Origin of the sequence: Antribacter soli, assembly GCF_021568775.1 — a bacterium.
Taxonomy (GTDB): Bacteria; Actinomycetota; Actinomycetes; order Actinomycetales; family Cellulomonadaceae; genus Antribacter; species Antribacter soli.
This window is the reverse complement of record NZ_JAKGSG010000021.1, coordinates 57,268-74,220: the sequence shown is the minus strand read 5'-3', so window position 1 is coordinate 74,220 and position 16,953 is coordinate 57,268. Positions and strand designations below refer to the sequence as shown.

The 16,953-nt window shown below is 72.2% G+C and carries 16 protein-coding genes and 1 riboswitch; of the genes, 5 read left to right on the top strand and 11 right to left on the bottom strand.

From position 1 onward, the window contains the following. Positions 1-119: 119 nt before the first annotated feature. From L1785_RS05890 to L1785_RS05875, 4 genes are all read right to left on the bottom strand, one after another. The gene (locus L1785_RS05890; protein ID WP_236088270.1) at positions 120-1,067 is read right to left on the bottom strand and encodes a carbohydrate ABC transporter permease; all 948 of its coding nucleotides are present in this window, start codon (positions 1,065-1,067) and stop codon (positions 120-122) included. After that, a complete protein-coding gene (locus tag L1785_RS05885) occupies positions 1,067-1,942 on the bottom strand; it encodes a carbohydrate ABC transporter permease (RefSeq protein ID WP_236088269.1) in 876 nt (291 codons plus the stop codon). Before L1785_RS05885 ends, L1785_RS05890 begins: the two co-directional genes overlap by 1 nt. Before the next feature lie 5 nt (positions 1,943-1,947). Next, entirely contained in the window at positions 1,948-3,195 is a 1,248-nt protein-coding gene (locus tag L1785_RS05880; RefSeq protein WP_236088268.1) for an extracellular solute-binding protein, read from the bottom strand. Between the two features lie 130 nt (positions 3,196-3,325). After that, positions 3,326-3,544, bottom strand: a complete 219-nt coding sequence (locus L1785_RS05875) for a hypothetical protein (RefSeq protein WP_236088267.1) — start codon at positions 3,542-3,544, stop codon at positions 3,326-3,328. Between the two features lie 85 nt (positions 3,545-3,629). On the opposite strand from L1785_RS05875, the gene L1785_RS05870 reads away from it, so the two are divergent. After that, on the top strand, positions 3,630-5,213 hold the full coding sequence (locus L1785_RS05870; RefSeq protein WP_236088266.1) for an MFS transporter: 1,584 nt from the start codon (positions 3,630-3,632) through the stop codon (positions 5,211-5,213). Positions 5,214-5,412: 199 nt separating this feature from the next. Then, complete coding sequence (locus L1785_RS05865) at positions 5,413-6,231, top strand: 2-phosphosulfolactate phosphatase (RefSeq protein WP_236088265.1); 819 nt, start codon at positions 5,413-5,415, stop codon at positions 6,229-6,231. A 130-nt stretch (positions 6,232-6,361) separates the two neighbouring features. Here L1785_RS05865 and L1785_RS05860 read toward each other — a convergent pair whose 3' ends face one another. The 6 genes from L1785_RS05860 to L1785_RS05835 form a co-directional block, all read right to left on the bottom strand. Further along, positions 6,362-6,844, bottom strand: a complete 483-nt coding sequence (locus L1785_RS05860) for a (deoxy)nucleoside triphosphate pyrophosphohydrolase (protein ID WP_236088264.1) — start codon at positions 6,842-6,844, stop codon at positions 6,362-6,364. A gap of 86 nt (positions 6,845-6,930) precedes the next feature. Further along, the gene (locus L1785_RS05855; RefSeq protein ID WP_236088263.1) at positions 6,931-7,152 is read right to left on the bottom strand and encodes a helix-turn-helix domain-containing protein; all 222 of its coding nucleotides are present in this window, start codon (positions 7,150-7,152) and stop codon (positions 6,931-6,933) included. Between the two features lie 164 nt (positions 7,153-7,316). Beyond that, complete coding sequence (gene gcvH / locus L1785_RS05850; protein ID WP_236088262.1) at positions 7,317-7,688, bottom strand: glycine cleavage system protein GcvH; 372 nt, start codon at positions 7,686-7,688, stop codon at positions 7,317-7,319. Positions 7,689-7,712: 24 nt separating this feature from the next. Then, positions 7,713-8,879, bottom strand: a complete 1,167-nt coding sequence (gene gcvT / locus L1785_RS05845; protein WP_372461799.1) for a glycine cleavage system aminomethyltransferase GcvT — start codon at positions 8,877-8,879, stop codon at positions 7,713-7,715. A 107-nt stretch (positions 8,880-8,986) separates the two neighbouring features. Then, positions 8,987-11,986 carry an aminomethyl-transferring glycine dehydrogenase subunit GcvPB gene (gcvPB, locus tag L1785_RS05840; RefSeq protein WP_236088261.1) on the bottom strand — a complete coding sequence of 1,000 codons (3,000 nt, stop codon included), beginning with the start codon at positions 11,984-11,986 and terminating at the stop codon, positions 8,987-8,989. A 239-nt stretch (positions 11,987-12,225) separates the two neighbouring features. After that, positions 12,226-12,327: riboswitch (glycine riboswitch) on the bottom strand. A gap of 94 nt (positions 12,328-12,421) precedes the next feature. Further along, positions 12,422-13,327 (bottom strand): LysR family transcriptional regulator, encoded by a 906-nt coding sequence (locus L1785_RS05835; RefSeq protein ID WP_236088260.1) that lies wholly within the window; start codon positions 13,325-13,327, stop codon positions 12,422-12,424. A 160-nt stretch (positions 13,328-13,487) separates the two neighbouring features. Here L1785_RS05835 and L1785_RS05830 point away from each other — a divergent pair, with 160 nt between their 5' ends. Further along, complete coding sequence (locus L1785_RS05830; protein ID WP_236088259.1) at positions 13,488-13,805, top strand: CBU_0592 family membrane protein; 318 nt, start codon at positions 13,488-13,490, stop codon at positions 13,803-13,805. A gap of 140 nt (positions 13,806-13,945) precedes the next feature. Further along, complete coding sequence (locus L1785_RS05825) at positions 13,946-14,785, top strand: endonuclease/exonuclease/phosphatase family protein (protein ID WP_236088258.1); 840 nt, start codon at positions 13,946-13,948, stop codon at positions 14,783-14,785. Here the strand turns inward: L1785_RS05825 and L1785_RS05820 are convergent. Continuing rightward, positions 14,748-15,311 carry a DUF2231 domain-containing protein gene (locus L1785_RS05820; protein WP_236088257.1) on the bottom strand — a complete coding sequence of 188 codons (564 nt, stop codon included), beginning with the start codon at positions 15,309-15,311 and terminating at the stop codon, positions 14,748-14,750. The two genes, L1785_RS05825 and L1785_RS05820, sit on opposite strands and share 38 nt — an antisense overlap. A gap of 264 nt (positions 15,312-15,575) precedes the next feature. On the opposite strand from L1785_RS05820, the gene L1785_RS05815 reads away from it, so the two are divergent. Next, on the top strand, positions 15,576-16,931 hold the full coding sequence (locus L1785_RS05815; protein ID WP_236088256.1) for a cytochrome P450: 1,356 nt from the start codon (positions 15,576-15,578) through the stop codon (positions 16,929-16,931). Positions 16,932-16,953: the final 22 nt, after the last annotated feature.

The following is a 16,953-nucleotide window of genomic DNA, read 5'->3' as shown; positions in this document are numbered from 1 at the left end:
GAGACCATCGAGGGCTGACCCGGCCCGCTGACAGCGTCAGGGAAGCGCGAACCCGCCTCTGGGTCGCTCCCGCGATGGCGGGAGCGACCCAGAGCCGGGTTCGCGCGTTCTCCGGACGGCTACTTGAGCGAGCCGGCCGTGAGGCCGCCGACGAGCCGCTTCTCGATGGCGAGGAACAGCAGCACGACCGGCACGATCGCCACGACGGACACGCCGAAGACGTAGTGCCACGAGGTCTCGTACTGACCCACAAACTTCGTGAGCGCCACGGACAGCGGCTGGTTCCCGGCTGTGGACAGCACGACGAGCGAGGCCGCGAACTCGTTCCACGACGCGACGAACGTGAACACGGTCGCCGTCACGACCCCCGGCCACACGAGCGGCAGGTTGATCTTCGTGAGCACGGTCCACGTGCCGGCGCCGTCGAGCTGCGCCGCCTCGTCCACCTCCTTCGGGATGCCCGCGAAGAAGCTGTGCATGATCCACACCGCGAACGACAGGTTGAACGCGGCGTTGACGAGGATCATGGCGGCCCAGGTGTCGAGCAGGCCGACGGCCAGGAACTCCCGGAACAGCCCCGACGTGAGCACCGCCGGCTGCATCATCTGCGTCACGATCACGAGGAACAGGAACACGTACCGACCCGGGAAGCGGTACCGCGCCGTGTAGTACGCGGCGGGCAGCGCGACCGCGAGCACGAGCAGCGTGGCGAACACAGAGATCACCAGGGTGGACACCAGGTTCTGCACCAGCGGCGTCTCGGGCGTCGACCACATGGTCACGTAGTTCTCCCAGTGCCACTCCACCGGGAGGTACGTGGGATTCACCGACCGGATCTGCGCCTTGGTCTTCACCGAGCCGAGGAACATGATCACGTAGGGCAGCAGGAACACCACGAGCACGACGAGCCCGCCCGCCATGCGCAGCGCGACGGATCCCGGCGGCACCTGGTCCTCGGTGAAGCGCCGCCTCCGGACGGTCCCCACGGGCGCCCGGTCCGACGTCGGACGGGTCGCCTCGGTCATGACGGCCACGTCAGACTCGCTCTCGGCTTCCGCGGCAATCATCAGGCCTCCTCGAGCGGGCGCACGACCCGCAGGTAGACGCCGACGATCGCGACCACCAGCCCGAAGGCGACGACGGACAGCGCGCTGGCGAGATCGATCCGGTGCTGGTTCTGCATGTACTTGAAGATCATCGTCATCACGGTGTCCGCGTCGTAGCCGGGGATGGACCCCGTCATGACCCGCAGGATCGGCAGCGAGTTGAACACGTTGATGACATTGATCAGCACCGCGACGGCGAGCGCGCTGCGGAGCTGGGGCAGGACCACGCCGAAGTAGGCGCGCAGGGGACCGGCGCCGTCGATCCGCGCGGCCTCGAGCGTCTCCCCCGGGACGGTCTGCAGGCCCGCGAGGATCGTGTAGGTCGTGAACGGCAGGGACACGAACACGGCGACGACGATCGCCCACGCGAAGGCCGTGCCCGGGTTCCGGGTCCAGCCGAAGCCCTCGGGCCGGCTGATGATCCCCGTGTCGACGAGGAACGCGTTGATGATGCCGAAGTACGGCTCGAGGCCGTAGTGCACGACCAGGGTGGTCATGACGACGCTCGCCGCCCACGGCACCACGACCGCCATGCGCACCAGCCGGCGGCCGGGGAACGCCTTGTCGAGGAGCTGCGCGAGCGCGAGAGAGATCACGACGGTCAGCACGACCACGACCACGACCCAGACCAGGGTGCGGCCGACGATCGGCCAGAAGTAGGGGAAGGCAAAGACCTCGGCATAGTTTGCGAGGCCCACCCCGCCCCGGTCGACGCCGCTCTGGCTGATGTCCCGGGTGCTGTTCCCGATCATGACTCCGATCGGGAACAGCACCACCAGGGCGATCAGTACCAGGGCGGGTCCGATCCAGGGCAGTGCCCGGACGAACGCCCTCATGCCCGTCAGCCCGCGTCGACCTGGGACTGGATCTCCGTCAGCACGTCGGCGGCCGTCTTGCCGGTCGCGAGCTGGCCGAAGAGCGCCTTGAACGCGGAGTCCGCGGTGGACCAGCTCGGGTTGGTGCTGGGGTAGAACTGAGCGTCCGGCAGCACCGCGAGGAACGGGGCGAGGGACTCCTCGTCGCCGAGCACCTCGGCACCCGACTTGGTGGTGGGCAGGAAGCCCTCGGCCTGGACCCACGGGACGTACACGTCGGACGTGTAGAAGTAGTCGAAGAAGGCGGTGATGGCCTCCTGCTTGTCGCCGTCGTTCTCGAACGCCATCAGGTGGTCGGCGACGCCCAGGGTGAACGGGCTGCCGTCCTGCGTGGGGATCGGGTGGATCGAGTACTCGAGCTCGGGGTTGTTCTCCTCGATCTGCCCGACGGTCGGCGGCAGGCCCACCTGCATGCCGATCTGGCCCTGGATGAAGATGTCCATGAGCGGGCTGCGGTCCGTGGAGCCGGCGTCGGCCTGCGTGGCGCCCTCGGTGACCATCTTCTGGATGAACTCGGCACCCGCGAGGTTCTCGGGGGTGTCGATGGTGATGGCGTCGGCGTCGCCGAACGAGCCGCCGCCGCCCCACAGCCACACGGCCGCCTCGGCCTGGGCCTCCTCCGAGCCGAGCGGCATGCCGTAGCCCGCGATGCCGCCGCCGAGGGCGGAGACCTTCTTGGCGGACTCGAGCAGCCCGTCCCACGTGGTCGGCACCTCGGCGCCGGCCTGCGCAAGGAGCGCGTCGTTGACGAAGAGCGCCCGGGCGGACGCGATGAAGGGCAGCCCGTAGGCGACACCGTCGACCTCGGCGTTGCTCAGGAAGCTCTCCTGGAAGTCGGCGTAGGTGGCGTCGGAGGTGACGTCCTCCACCGGGTACAGCAGCTCGTCGGCGGCGAAGCCGGCGAACGGCCCGCCGTTGTAGATGTCGGGTGCCTGACCGCCCTGGATCTTGGTGGCGATCACGCTCTCGAGGTTGTCCCACGACTCGACCTCGAGGTTGACCGTGATCTCCGGGTTCGCTTCCTCGAACCCGGCGATCACGCCTTCCCAGTTTGCTTGCGTGGCGTCGGAGTAGCTGGGGACGAGCAGGTCGAGGGTTGTCCCCTCGCCACCGTCCCCTTCGTCGGTGCCTCCGCCGAAACCGCAGGCGGTCAGTCCTGTCGTCGTGGCGAGCGTGATCGCGATGATCCCGCTGGCGCGCCTGGTGTGCCGCATGTGTGTACCTCGTCATCCGTGAGTTTGTTTGTACTGGATCCAAACATTTCGCGATGGGACGATGGTGCTGCACAGACATGCCCGGGTCAAGACCCGGGCATGATCAGAAACGGAACTGTCACACAGCGCATCAGCGCTCGTGCGCACCCACCATGGGCAGGCCGAACGCCAGGCCGATCGCGAGGATGCCGCCGACGAAGACGAACGGCGACGACGCCGCCTCGCCGGTAGAACCGACGCCGATCAGGACCAGACCGGCAGCGAACAAGGCGAACGCCACGATGACGCGGACCAGCAGGACGGTGACGGATTCCTGCTTCGGACGGGGGGCGACCTGGAAGTTGCTCATGCGCTCACGGTAGCGCGGGGGTGGATTCCGCATCACCCGCGGACGTGCTGGTCACGCATCGGCGCGCGCTCCTAGAATCGATTCGATGTCCGATTCGACGCGTGCTGTGCCGCCTTCCCCCGACCGACCCGCTGCCTCTCGCACCCTCCGCGCCGCCCCTGTTCGAGCTGCTGGTCACCCCGCCGACGACCCCGCCGCCCGGGGCGCCCGCTGGGCCCTCCTTGCGCTCTTCGCGCTCTTCGGCGCCACGGCGACGAGCTGGCTCAGCCGCCTGCCCTCCCTCAGGGAGTCGCTCGACATCGACGAGGCCCAGCTCGGCGCGATCCTCGTGGTCGGCGCGGTCGGGGCCCTCGCCTCCGTGGTGTCCACGGGAACGGTCGTCACCCGGTTCGGCAACCGCGCGACGCTCCTCGCCGCGACCGTCGGCAGCGCCGTCGCCTACGTGCTGCTCGCCGCCGGCGCGGCGACCGCCAGCGTGCCGCTGTTCATCGCGGGCGTATTCCTCAACGGGGTGTGCGGCGCCATGACGAACACACCGCTCAACCTCGCGGCCGCCCTCGTGGAACAGCGCCTCGGCCGCTCCCTGCTGCCCCGGTTCCATGCGTTCTTCTCCGTCGGCGCCGCCGCCGGGGCCGCAGCGGCCGCGGGTTTCTCCGCAGCCCAGGTGCACCCTGCCGTGCAGCTCGTCGTGCTCGCAGCCGTCATCTCCACGCTCCGCGGGATCCTCACCGGAGCCGCAACCGCTATCACCCCTGCCCGGTCGGCGCACGAGCCGGGGCACGAGCCCGTGGGCCACGGTGACGGGCCGGAGGCCGGCGCCGCGCACGAGCTCGACCGGCACCCGGGCAGGCAGGCGACGCGGACGTCGTCGGGCACCGTGCGCCGCGGGGCGAGCCTGCGCACCGCGCTCGGAGCGTGGCGCGAGCCGCGCACCCTGCTCATCGGGCTCGTGCTGCTCGGCGCGTCCCTGTCGGAGGGGGCCGCGGGCAACTGGCTGTCCCTCGCCGTGGTCGACGGGTTCGCCCTGCCCGAGTCCGCGGGCGCTGCCGCGTTCGGCACCTTCGTCGTGTCGATGACGGTCGTGCGCCTGCTCGGCACGCGGCTCCTCGACCGGTTCGGGCGCGTCGCGATGCTCCGTGCCTGTGGGGCGTCGGGGCTTGCCGGGCTGCTGCTGTTCGGCCTGGCGCCGTCCGTCGCGACGGCGTGGGCGGGCATCGTGCTCTGGGGCGTCGGGGCCGCGCTCGCGAGCCCCGTCGGGATCGCCGCAGCGTCCGACGAGCCCACCCGGGCCGCCGCCCGAGTCTCCGTCGCGACGTCGTTCTCCTCGATCTCTCAGCTCTGCGCGCCGCCGCTCCTCGGCCTGCTGGCCGCCACGGTGGGTGCCCGGCACGCCCTCCTCGCGATCACCGTGGCGATCGTGCTCAGCCTGGTCGTCGCGGGGGCCGTGCGGCCGCTGGGGGCGGGCTCGACCTCGGAACGCACGTCGGCCCGGGTTGCCGAGGCGAGCGAGGCCGGGGTCGCAGCCAGGGTCGCTACTGAGGACACCGCGACCGAGGACGTCGTGCGAGCGGACGCCGCGGGCGAGCATCCCGCGACCGCGGAGACCGCCGACGCCGGTCTCTCGCCCGAGCCGTCCGGCTCGCCCGAGCCGGCGCTCGTCCGGGCGTGACGCCGGGCCCGGACCGCACGACCCGACCCCGCGAAGCGCCCTGATCGCGCCGCTCAACGGGCGACCGGGTGACTTTCACCGCCCCGCCGATCGGACATTCCTCACAATCGGCCGCGCTCAGCACAATCTTGACCGGATCGAGATGGATGTTCGCCCACAGCGAAACCCGGGTGTCGCTTCCGTTCATTAGCATTCGGCCGTGACATCCGCGAGCTCAGTCTTCGACCAGCGTCCCGCCCGCGTCCGTACCGACTGGGGTCTGTCCGGCGCGCTCGCGCTGACGGCGACCGGTGCGCGGTCCACGCTCGTGGTGGTGATCGACGTCCTTTCCTTCTCCACGTCCGTCACCGTGGCCTGCGAGCAGGGCACCGGCGTGTACCCGTTCCCGTACCACGACCCCGCCGGGGCGGCCCGCCTCGCCCGGACGATGCGGGCCGCGCTCGCCGGGCCGCGCTGGGAGGACGGCATCAGCCTGTCCCCCGCGTCGCTCCGGGAGCTCGACGCCGAGCGCCTCGTCCTGCCGGCACCGAACCCCGCGTCGATCTGCCACACGATCGCGAGCCGCGGCGCCCTCATCATCGTCGGCTCGCTCCGCAACGCCGCTGCGGTCGCGGGCCTCGCGGCCGCGCACCTCGCCGCGAGCCCGTCGCACGACGTCGTGCTCGTGCCCGTCGGCGAGCGCTGGCCCGACGACTCGCTCCGCCCCGCGCTCGAGGATCTCCTCGCTGCGGGCGCGATCGCCTCGCGGCTCATGGGGATGATGTCCGACGACCTCACCCGGCTCTCTCCCGAGACCGCCGCCGCGGTCACCCTGTGGAAGGGCACCGAGGACCCCACCGACTCGATCGCGGGGACCGCCAGCGGGCGCGAGCTCGTCGAGACCGGCTTCGTCGACGACGTCACGATCGCGTCCGAGGTCGACGCGACCGACGTCGTGCCCGTGCTCCTCGACGGCGCGTTCGTGCCGCTCGGCCATCGCATCGCGGCGGCCCGCGCCCCCCAGCAGATCCCGGCCTGAGCGGCAGGTCGCCTCGCACGCGACAGTCGCAGCTTGGTACCGAGTGAAGCATCTTGAGCTGCGTCGCTCGGTACCGGACCGCGACGCACGCCGGGACTGAGCGAAGTCCGGCAGCCCTGGTTCGACAGCCCTAGTTCGGCAGCGTCGGATCCCGGAGCAGGGACGCCGCGAACAAGGGAGCCGCGAGCGGCGAAGGCTCCCCGAACCGGGGGCGCAGCGCCTCGACGATCGGCAGGTCGCCGTCCAGCCAGTCCACGCCGGACCACTCGCTCGGCGCGAGCCAGCGCAGCTCGTCGTGTTCGACGAGGGGCAGCGGCTCACCCTCCGTGACACGCGCGAACCACAGTCTCATCAGGTGACGATCGGTGATCGTCCACGCACCGTGGTCAGGTCCGACGAGCTCGTCGCCCAGCTCCGCGCGGACGCCGAGCTCCTCCCACAGCTCCCGGTGCAGGGCCTGCTGCGGGGTCTCACCCTCGTCCGCCTTGCCGCCGGGAAACTCCCACCGGCCGGCGATCTCCGCGGGCCGGGACCGGCGCGCGGCAAGAAGCCGGGTGGGTGAGGCAAGGTCGTCCACCACGGCGGCGGCAACCACGAGGCGGCGCGACAGCATTCCGTGAGTCTGCCACCGGGTAACAGAGGCTGCGACGGCGCCCGTCGGCTGGGGGTGTTGGCGAGCGCCGTCGGGATGGTGCGCGCTCAGTAGAGACCCAGCCTGCGGGCCATGGCCACCGCCTCGGCGCGCGTCGAGACGCCGAGCTTCTTGTAGACGCTGCGGACCTGCGACTTCACCGTGTTGCGCGTGACGAAGAGGCGGTTTGCGATCTGCTCGAGGGTGACGTCCTCGGTCAGGTTCGACAGAACGACCTGCTCACGACGAGTCAGGGCGGGGAACGTCGGGTGGAGCTCGATGGTGGTCATGGGGTCCTCCTTCTGCAGCGGCCGGGTCTGGGGTCCGGCCAGGGGATGCTGCTAGTAGGTAGGAGTGTTGAACGCCCCGTTCATGACGCAGGTTTACGAGACCATTTTTGGTGCATGCGGGGACGTCCCAGGGGAAAGCGCTCGCCTGGGACGTCCCCTGCCGATCAGCTTCCGGTGTGCGCCGCGTACTCCTCCGCCGAGAGCAGCGCGCCCTCGCCGGAGACGTCGACCTTGAAGAGCCAGCCCGCGCCGAAGGGGTCGGCGTTGACCAGCGCGGGGTCGTCGACGGCGGCCTGGTTGACCTCGACGACGGTGCCCGAGACCGGCGAGAAGAGCTCCGACACCGACTTCGTGGACTCGATCTCGCCGATCACGGTGCCCGCCTCGATGGTGGAACCCACCTCGGGCAGCTCGAGGTAGACGACGTCGCCTAGCGCGTCGGCGGCGACGGACGTCACGCCCACGACGGCAGGGGTCGACGTGTCCACCCACTCGTGCTCGATGGTGTAGCGAAGCGCAGCGGGAAAGTCAGCCATGAGGTTCTCCTGGAGCTCGGGGGTTCAGTTCTGGGGACGACGGTAGAACGGCAGCGGCACGACCACGACCGGTTCGGCCCGCCCGCGCACCTCCACCGACAGCTCGGTGCCCTCCGCGGACAGCTCGGGCGTCACGTACGCCATCGCGACGGGGTAGCCCAGGGTGGGCGACGGCGCACCGGACGTCACCCCGCCGACGGCGACACCGGACGGTCCCAGCACCGGGTACCCGGCGCGTGCTGGGCGCCGCCCGAGCCCGCGCAGACCCACGAGCACGCGCGCCGGGGGCGACACCTTGCGGGCGGCGAGCGCGGCCTTCCCGACGAAGTCGCCCGCCTTGTCGAGCCGGACGACACGACCGAGGCCGGCCTCGTACGGCGTCGTCGTCCTGTCGAGCTCGTGCCCGTAGAGCGGCATCCCGGCCTCGAGGCGCAGCGAGTCTCGGGCGGACAGACCGGCCGGCACGAGGCCGACGCCGGTCCCCGCGGCGAGCAGCGTGCGCCACACCGCCACGGCGGACTCCGCCGGCACGAACAGCTCGAAGCCGTCCTCGCCGGTGTACCCGGTGCGGGCGACGAGCGCCTCGACGGAGCCGCCGTCGGCCACGCCGCCGCCGGTGACCGCCAGCGTGACGGGCGCCGAGGCGTAGTACCTCATGCCGCGCACGGCGTCGACGTCGGCGCCCGCGACGAGGCCCGCGACGATGTCCTCCGCCTGCGGGCCCTGCACCGCGACGAGGGCGGTCGCCTCGGAGCGGTCCTCGACGACCGCGTCGAACCCGGCGGCGCGCGCCAGAAGCTCGCTCGCGACGAGCACGGCGTTGCCGGCGTTCGCCACGACGAGGAACTCCTCGTCAGCCGTCCGGTACACGATGAGATCATCGAGGACCGAACCGTCCTCGGCGCAGATCATCGAGTACTTCGCGCGGCCGACGGCGATCGCCGACGCCGCCCCCACGAGCGCGTGGTCCAGCGCCGCCGCGGCCCCGGCGCCACGCAGCCAGATCTCGCCCATGTGCGACAGGTCGAACAGCCCGGCTGCCTCGCGCACAGCGCGGTGCTCGGCCAGGTCGCTCGTGTAGCGCAGCGGCATGAGCCACCCGCCGAACCCGGTGAGCACCGCCCCGAGGGCCGTGTGCTCGTCGTACAGCGGCGTCTTCTTGTCCTCGGTCACAGCGTTCGTGTCGGTCACGAGGCTCCTCTCTGTCCTCCCGCCGCCGGGCGGAGGAAGTGCCGGGCGTCTCCGGTCCGACTGGCACTTCTTCCGCCCGCAGCGGTGATTTTCGGGTCGGGTCGGGGTCAGACGGTCTCGGCGAACGCCTCGACCGGCGGGCAGGAGCACACGAGGTTGCGGTCTCCGCGCGCACCGTCGATCCGGCGCACCGGCGGCCAGTACTTCCCTGCGCGCAGGCTCGCCACCGGGAAGGCCGCCGTCTCACGGCTGTACGGCTTGTCCCACGCGTCCGTCGTGACCGACGCCGCGGTGTGCGGCGCGTTGCGCAGCGGCGACTCCTCCACGGTCCAGCGGCCGCCGGCCACCGCGTCGATCTCGCCCCGGATGGTGATCATGGCCTCGACGAAGCGGTCGAGCTCAGCCAGGTCCTCCGACTCCGTCGGCTCCACCATGAGCGTGCCCGGCACGGGGAACGCCAGCGTGGGGGCGTGGAAGCCGTAGTCGATGAGGCGCTTGGCCACGTCCTCGGCCGTCACGCCGGTCTCGGCGGTGATGCCCCGCAGGTCGAGGATGCACTCGTGCGCGACGAGCCCGTTCGGGCCGGTGTAGAGGGTGGGGTAGTGGTCGGCCAGGCGGGACGACACGTAGTTCGCGGTCAGCACCGCGGTCTTCGTCGCCTCGGTCAGGCCGTCGCCGCCCATGAGAGCAACGTAGGCGTAGGAGATCGGCAGGATGCCGGCGCTCCCGTGCAATGTCGCGGACACCGGAGTGTTGCCGTGGAACGAGCCCGCGACTGCCTCACCGGCCAGCGGGTCGCCCGGCAGGAACGGCACCAGGTGCTCGGCCACCGCGACCGGGCCGACGCCGGGGCCGCCGCCCCCGTGCGGGATGCAGAACGTCTTGTGCAGGTTCAGGTGCGACACGTCGCCGCCGAACTCACCCGGCCGGGCCAGGCCCACGAGGGCGTTGAGGTTGGCGCCGTCGATGTACACCTGGCCGCCCGCACCATGGACCAGGTCGCAGACCTCCCGGACGTGCTCCTCGTACACGCCGTGCGTCGACGGATACGTGATCATGATCCCGGCGACCTGAGGGCCGTGCTGCTGCAGCTTGGCGCGCAGGTCGTCGAGCAGGATCTCGCCGTCGTCGGCCGTGGCGACCACGACCACCCGCAGACCCGCGAGCGCCGCCGACGCCGCGTTCGTGCCGTGCGCCGAGGCCGGGATGAGCACGATGTCGCGCCCGGCGTCGCCGCGCGAGGCGTGGTAGCTCTTGATGGCGAGCAGGCCGGCGAACTCGCCCTGCGAGCCGGCGTTCGGCTGGACGGACACCGCCGTATAGCCCGTGATCTCCGCGAGCTGCGACTCCAGGGCGCCGATCAGCTCGGCGTAGCCCTGGGCCTGGTTCACGGGGGCGAACGGGTGCATGTCCGCGAACCCGGGCCAGGAGATGGCCTCCATCTCCGCGGTCGCGTTGAGCTTCATGGTGCACGAGCCCAGCGGGATCATCGTGCGGTCCAGGGCGAGGTCCTTGTCGGAGAGCTTCCGCAGGTAGCGGAGCATGCTGGTCTCGCTGCGGTGGGTGTGGAAGATGGGGTGGGTCAGGTAGCCGGTCGTCCTGGTCACCTCCGCGGGGAACGGCGAGGTGTCGTCGCGAGGCGACCATCCGGCCGCTCGTTCCTCGCGGCCTCCCGCCAGACCCATCCAGCCTCGCGACGCCGACTCCCCCTTCCCCACCTCTGCTGTCGGCGCACCACCCGTCGTCGGACCAGCGGCGGCAAGGAGCGTGGAGAGGACTGCCGCGATGTCGTTCTCGGTCGTCGTCTCGTCGCAGGCGATCTGGATGTGGTCCGCGTCGGGCTGGTAGAGGTTGTAGCCCGCCTCTGCGGCAGCGGTCACGACCTCCGCGGCCTTGCCCGGGACGACGGCGCGGACCGTGTCGAAGAAGGTGTCGTGCTCGACGGCGATGCCCGCCGCCTGCAGGCCTTCTGCCAGTGCGCGTGCGTGGGCGTGGACTCTGTTCGCGATCGCCTTCAGGCCCTCCGGGCCGTGGTAGACCGCGTACATCGAGGCCACGATGGCGAGCAGGGCCTGCGCCGTGCAGATGTTGGACGTCGCCTTCTCGCGGCGGATGTGCTGCTCACGGGTGGCGAGAGCGAGGCGGTAGCCCGCGGCGCCGTCGACGTCGATCGAGACGCCGACCAGGCGGCCCGGAAGCTGCCTCTCGAGGCCCTTCTTCACCGCCATGTACGCGGCGTGCGGGCCGCCGTAGAACAGGGGCACGCCGAAGCGCTGCGCGGAACCGACGGAGACGTCCGCGCCGAGCTCGCCCGGGGAGACCAGCAGCGTCAGGGCGAGCAGGTCGGTCGCGACGGTGACCAGCGCCCCCGCCGCCTTCGCCTCGGCCACGACGCCACGCGCGTCCAGGACACGGCCCGAGGCCCCGACCTGCTGCACGACCAGGCCGACCATGGTGCCGGGAGGCAGCGCTCCGGCGTCGGACACCGAGGCGAGACCCGCCGCGAGGCCCCTGCTGAGGTCGATGACGACGACCGGGAGGCCGATGGCCTCCGCGCGACCGCGCGCGACGGCGAGGGACTGCGGGAAGAGGTCGGCGTCGAGGACGACGTAGCCCTCCTTCGCGCGCGAGGCGCGCCACATGAGGGCGACCGACTCCGCGACCGCAGAGGCCTCGTCGAGGAGGGACGCGTTCGCGATCTCGAGACCGGTCAGGTCCTCGACCGCCGTCTGGAAGTTGAGCAGCGCCTCGAGGCGACCCTGCGAGATCTCCGGCTGGTACGGCGTGTACGCCGTGTACCAGGCGGGCGACTCGAGCACGTTGCGACGGATCACCGGCGGCGTGTGCGTGTTGTAGTAGCCCAGGCCGATCATCTGGCGCTTCACGACGTTCTTGCCTGCAAGCTCGCGCAGGTGCGTCAGCACCTCGGCCTCGGTGCGTGCCTTCGGCAGGTCGAGCGGGCGGTCGGTGCGGATGGTCTTCGGCACGGCCGCGTCGACGAGCGCGTCGAGGGTGTCGTAGCCGAGCTGGTCCAGCATCGTACGGACCTCGAGGCCGCGAGGGCCGAGGTGCCGGTCGGCGAAGACGTCGGGATCGTGCTGGGTCACGGTGGGCTCCAGGTGTTCGAGCAGGCATCGAGGGGACGACGAAGGTCCCTCCCCGCTCTGTCATCGGACACTGTGCGCCGCCTGGCGCACCGCGTCGACCTGAGAGTTTTGCCGGTCCGTCGTTCCGCGCGGGCCGGCGTGGGGGCCGGGCTCCGTGCGGCGGGACGCGCCGGCTTGCACCGTCGGTGGGCCGCGCGCGCCGGTCGGGCCGGCGCGGTAGGGCCGCTTTCCAGAGTTGCCTCGCCACGACGGTACAGGGGCCTGAGAGATTCCCGGGGAGGACTTGCTCCTTCGGCGCCGGCCACACCTTCCGGTGCTCCGGACTCTCCCGTCACGGTTCGAGCAGCATGAAGTTGTGGGGTCATCCTATCGGCTGCAGGCCGCGCGAGATCAGAGCCCGGCGGGGGTCTCGGCTCAGGGAGTGCGGTGCACGCGTCAGGCCAGCCGGAGCCGGCGGGCGACCTCCACCATCTCGTCCAGCACCGCACGCACCGCCGGGCCGGGCTCGTGCCGCGTCGACCGGTGCCGGACGACGAGCCGGCGCGAGCCGAGGCCCGGCAGCCCGACGACCGCCGCCCCGGATGGAACCTCGCCCTCCAGGGCGAGCGCGGGCAGCATCGCGACGCCCTGACCTGCGGCGACGAGCGCGAGCGCCGTGTCGAAGTCGGAGTAGGCATGACGCGTCGTGAAGGTCGCGCCGAGCGTCCGGGACAGGCGGCGCAGAGCGCGTCCGGCGGCGGTGTCTTCCTGGGGCGCGATCCACGCGAGCTCGCTCAGGTCGTCGATCCGCTCGGGCACGGGCAGCCCCGCCGGGACGACGACGCGCCACGGCTCGTCGAGGAGCGGCACGTCGTGGGAGCCGCGGGGGGCGGGGGCGTCGACGTCGACGTCGCGCTCCAGGACCACCGCGTCGAGGTCCCCGGCGCGCAGCATCCGGAGCGAGTCCGCGGGGTCGTGCTCGCGGACGTCGACCTCGATTCCGGGGTACCGCTCCGCGAGCGAGCCGAGCATGGGCGCGACGACCGCGCGGATGCCCGTCTGGAACGACCCGATCGCGACGCGCCCCGTGACCCCCTCGCCGAGGGCCGCGATGGCCTGGCGGGCGCCCACGAGCTCGGCCTCGATCCGCTCGGCGGCCTCGGCCAGGACCCGGCCGGCGGGGGTGAGGGTCACCCCGCGGGGGCCGCGGTCGAGGACGTCGATCCCCTCCTCCGCCTCGAGCCGCGCGATCTGCTGCGAGACGGCCGACGGCGTCACCCGGAGCAGGTCGGCGGCGGCAAGGACGCCCCCTGCCCTGTGCACCGCGAGGAGGAAGGCGAGTCGGCGCGGGTCCGTAGCCATGTAGTAATGCTACATGGTCCGTGCACGATCGTTCGATTGTGCTGAACCTGATTCCGGGGTCATCATTGGTACGGCGCCGGCCGGTTTCACCCTCCTCAAGGGGCTGGCGCCCACACCTCTCTCCCCACCCTCGCTCGTCACGCCCTCGGAGTCCTGTTCCATGTCCACGCTCATGACCGTCGTCACCACGCTCGGCTGGATCGGCGCCTTCGCCGGCATCCTGGCCTACGCCATGGTCAGCCGCGGGCGCTGGAGCGCGGACTCGCTGGCGTTCCAGCTCACGAACCTCGCCGGCGCCGCGGCGATGCTCGCGGTCGCGGCCGTCAACGGCGTCTGGCCGTCGGCGGCGGCGAACATGGCGTGGCTGGTCATCGGGGCGAGCGCGGTCTTCGCGCTCGGCCGGGCGCGGTCCCGCGCGAGGCACCAGGACGAGGCGGGCTCCGCCGTCGAGCAGCCGGCCTACGCCGAAGCCGCCTAGCTCCCTTGTCGGGCGGCGCGCGGGGCCGTCGAGCCGCCACCCGGGGCTGTGGGACTGCCGCGTAGCGCCTAGGACCGCGGGGCCAGGACGCCGGGACCGCCCCCTGGCGAGAGCCCGGACGAACCGGGAGACTCGGCACGATGATCCGCCTCGCCACCTTCAACGTGCAGCACGGTCTCGGTGCCGACGGCGTCGTGGACGCGGGGCGCCTGGCACGGGCCGTCGCGGCGCTCGACGCCGATGTCGTGGCCCTGCAGGAGGTCGACCGGTGGCAGGCCCGCTCCGGGCGCTCGGACCTGGCGGCCGTGGCGGCGGAGGCTGTGGGCGCGGCCGACCACCGCTTCGTCCCGACGGTCGCCGGCCCCGTGGACGTCTGGGGCGCACGACGACGGGCACGCGGCGACGAGCCGCCGGACGTGCCGGGCTACGGCATCGCCCTCCTCTCCCGCCACCCCGTGCGGGCGTGGCACCGCCTGCGCCTGCCGCTCGCCGTCCCGTGGCTGCTCGCCCGCGGCCAGGTGGCGCGCGACGAACCGCGTGCGGCCCTGGCCGCGGAGCTCGACACGCCCGACGGCCCCCTCACCGTCGTGTGCACGCACCTCTCAGCGGGTCGGGTCCAGCAGGCAGGACACAGCCGGCCCGGGCACGACCAGGCGAGCCACGGTCCCGGCCACAACGTGCTCCAGCTGCGCTACCTCCACGTCGCGCTGCGCGTTGCGCCCCGGCCGCTCGTCCTGCTGGGCGACCTCAACCTCCGTGGTGAGATCCCCGCGCAGGTCACGGGCTTGCGCCCGCTCGCGACGGCCCCGACCTACCCGGCGGCCCGGCCCCGCTTCCAGATCGACCACGTCCTCGCCGACGGCGACGTGGTCGCGGCCGGCGAGGCGCAGTCCGTGGACACGGGCGTATCAGACCATCGGGCGCTGGTCGTGGACGTGACGCTCACTCCCCCTCGACCGGACCTTCGACCGGCTCCTTGAGCACCAGCGTGAGGTGGCCGCCCAGGTAGCCGCTGACGATCGCCACCGAGCCGCCCATGAAGCTCGCCCACATCCCGAGCACCTTGTGGTCGCGGCGCCGGAGCATCCAGGACGTGAGATACGACAAGGTCACCGTGAAATTGAGCGCGGCATGGGCCGTGGCCACCCGGCGCGAGCCACCGGAGGTGCGCGTCCATTCGGCGAGGCCGGTGTACGCCGTCGGCACCCCGAACAGGAGGCCGGTGCCGATCAGGCGGCGCGAGGCATCCGCGTACCGGTGCGGCCCCGCCAGGTCGAGCATTGCGGCCGCCGTAAAGCAGCCCAGCGGCAGGTCGGTGAGCACGGGGTGCAGGGCATGGCCGAAGCCCTTGCCGCGCAGGATCTGCAGCGCCTCGCCCCGCGGCAGGACCATGCCGGCGACCTTCCCGATCACCGCGCCGATGCCGTCGAGCGTCTCTTCTCTCTCGAGGGCGCGAGCGCCCATGAGCAGGGCCGACCCTTCACCGGGCGTCGTAGCCGTGGTCATGAGGTCTCCTTCAGTCGTGGCAGTGCGTGCTCGCCGAACGTCTTGACGAACTCGTCCTGCGGCCGTCCTACGTGGTCATCCCGGTCGGCGCCCCGCGTCTCGAGACGTCTTTTCACGATAGGAGGAGACGGAATCACACGCGCGTCGCACGCGGGGCGGGCGGAACCGGTCCGAGGTGCGAGTGCCGCACAGCGCGCGCACCGTGTCTGACGACGGACACCGACGCCGTCGGACGGACCTGCGCCCCACCGGAGGAGCAACGCCATGCCCGCGCACGCCGCCCTCGGCCGGACGCCCGTCGACCTCGGCCCCGCCGAGACCCTCCTCGTGCTCCGCAAGGTGCTGGGCCCGCTGGTCGCCGAGGGCGCGATCATGCGCCGGCCCGCGGTCACCGCGTGGGCCGAACGGCGCCAGGTGGATCGCGACCTGGTCCGGACGCTCGGCTCGCTGCGGGACCGTCACGGCGGCGCGCCGCTGGTCCTGCGGCTGGGACCTCGCCGCATCGTCGTCGTGACGGAGGCCGACGACGTCGCCCGCCTCCTCCAGGGAACTCCCGTCCCCTTCTCGGCGGCCACCCGCGAGAAGCGCGGCGCCCTCGACCAGTTCGTGCCGCACGGCGTGCTCGTCTCCACGGCGGCCGGACGCACCGTGCGCCGCCCGGTCAACGAGGCCGCGCTCGACACCGGCCGGCCCGTCCACGGCGACGCCGACCTCATCCTGGAGGTCGTCGACCGGGAGGCGCACGGGCTGCTCGCCAGGGCCCGCGAGCGCGGCATCCTCGACTGGGCGGCGTTCACCGACGCGTTCACGCGCGCCGCGCGGGAGATCACTCTCGGGCCGACGGCCCGTGACGACACGCCGCTCACCGACACGCTGACCGCTCTGCGACGCGCGGCGAACTGGTCGTACCTGCACCCGCGGCGGAAGCGCCTTCGGCGGGACCTCGACTCCCGCATCCGCCTGTACGCGCGCGCCGCCCCGCCGCGGACGCTCCTCGGGCGCGCGCTCGCCCGCGCCGAGCAGGACGGCACCACCGGCATCGCCGACCCGGCCGGCCAGGTGCCTCACTGGCTCTTCGCGTTCGACGCCGCGGGCAGCACGGTCTTCCGGGCGCTGGCCGTGCTCGCCTCCCGGCCCGAGGCCCGGGCGGCGGTCCTGGCCGAGGTGATCCCTCCGACGTCGGACCACCCGCCCCTCCTCCCGGCGTCCCGCGCGGCCGTGCTCGAGGCGGTCCGACTGTGGCCGACCACGCTGCTGATCCTGCGGGACTCGACGGAGCCGACGGTCTGGGGTGCGCGCGAGCTGCCGGCGGGGACGGGCTTCGCGATCGTGAGCGCGTTCTTCCACCGGGACGAGCGCAGGCTGCCGTTCGCGCACGAGTTCACGCCCGGCGCCTGGTCCGACGGCCGCGCTGCGGACGACCGGGGGATCGTCCCGTTCAGTGGTGGGCCGGCGGCCTGCGCCGGGCGTGATCTCGTGCTGCTGGTGGCCTCCAGCTGGCTCACCCGGCTGGTGGCGGGTGGCAACCTGGACCTCGAGGGCCGGTCACGCTACCTCGCACGGGACCCGCTCCCCGCGACGGTGGACCATCTGGGACTGCGGTTCACGGTCGGACGATGACTGACCGGATCGCCGCTGTCTG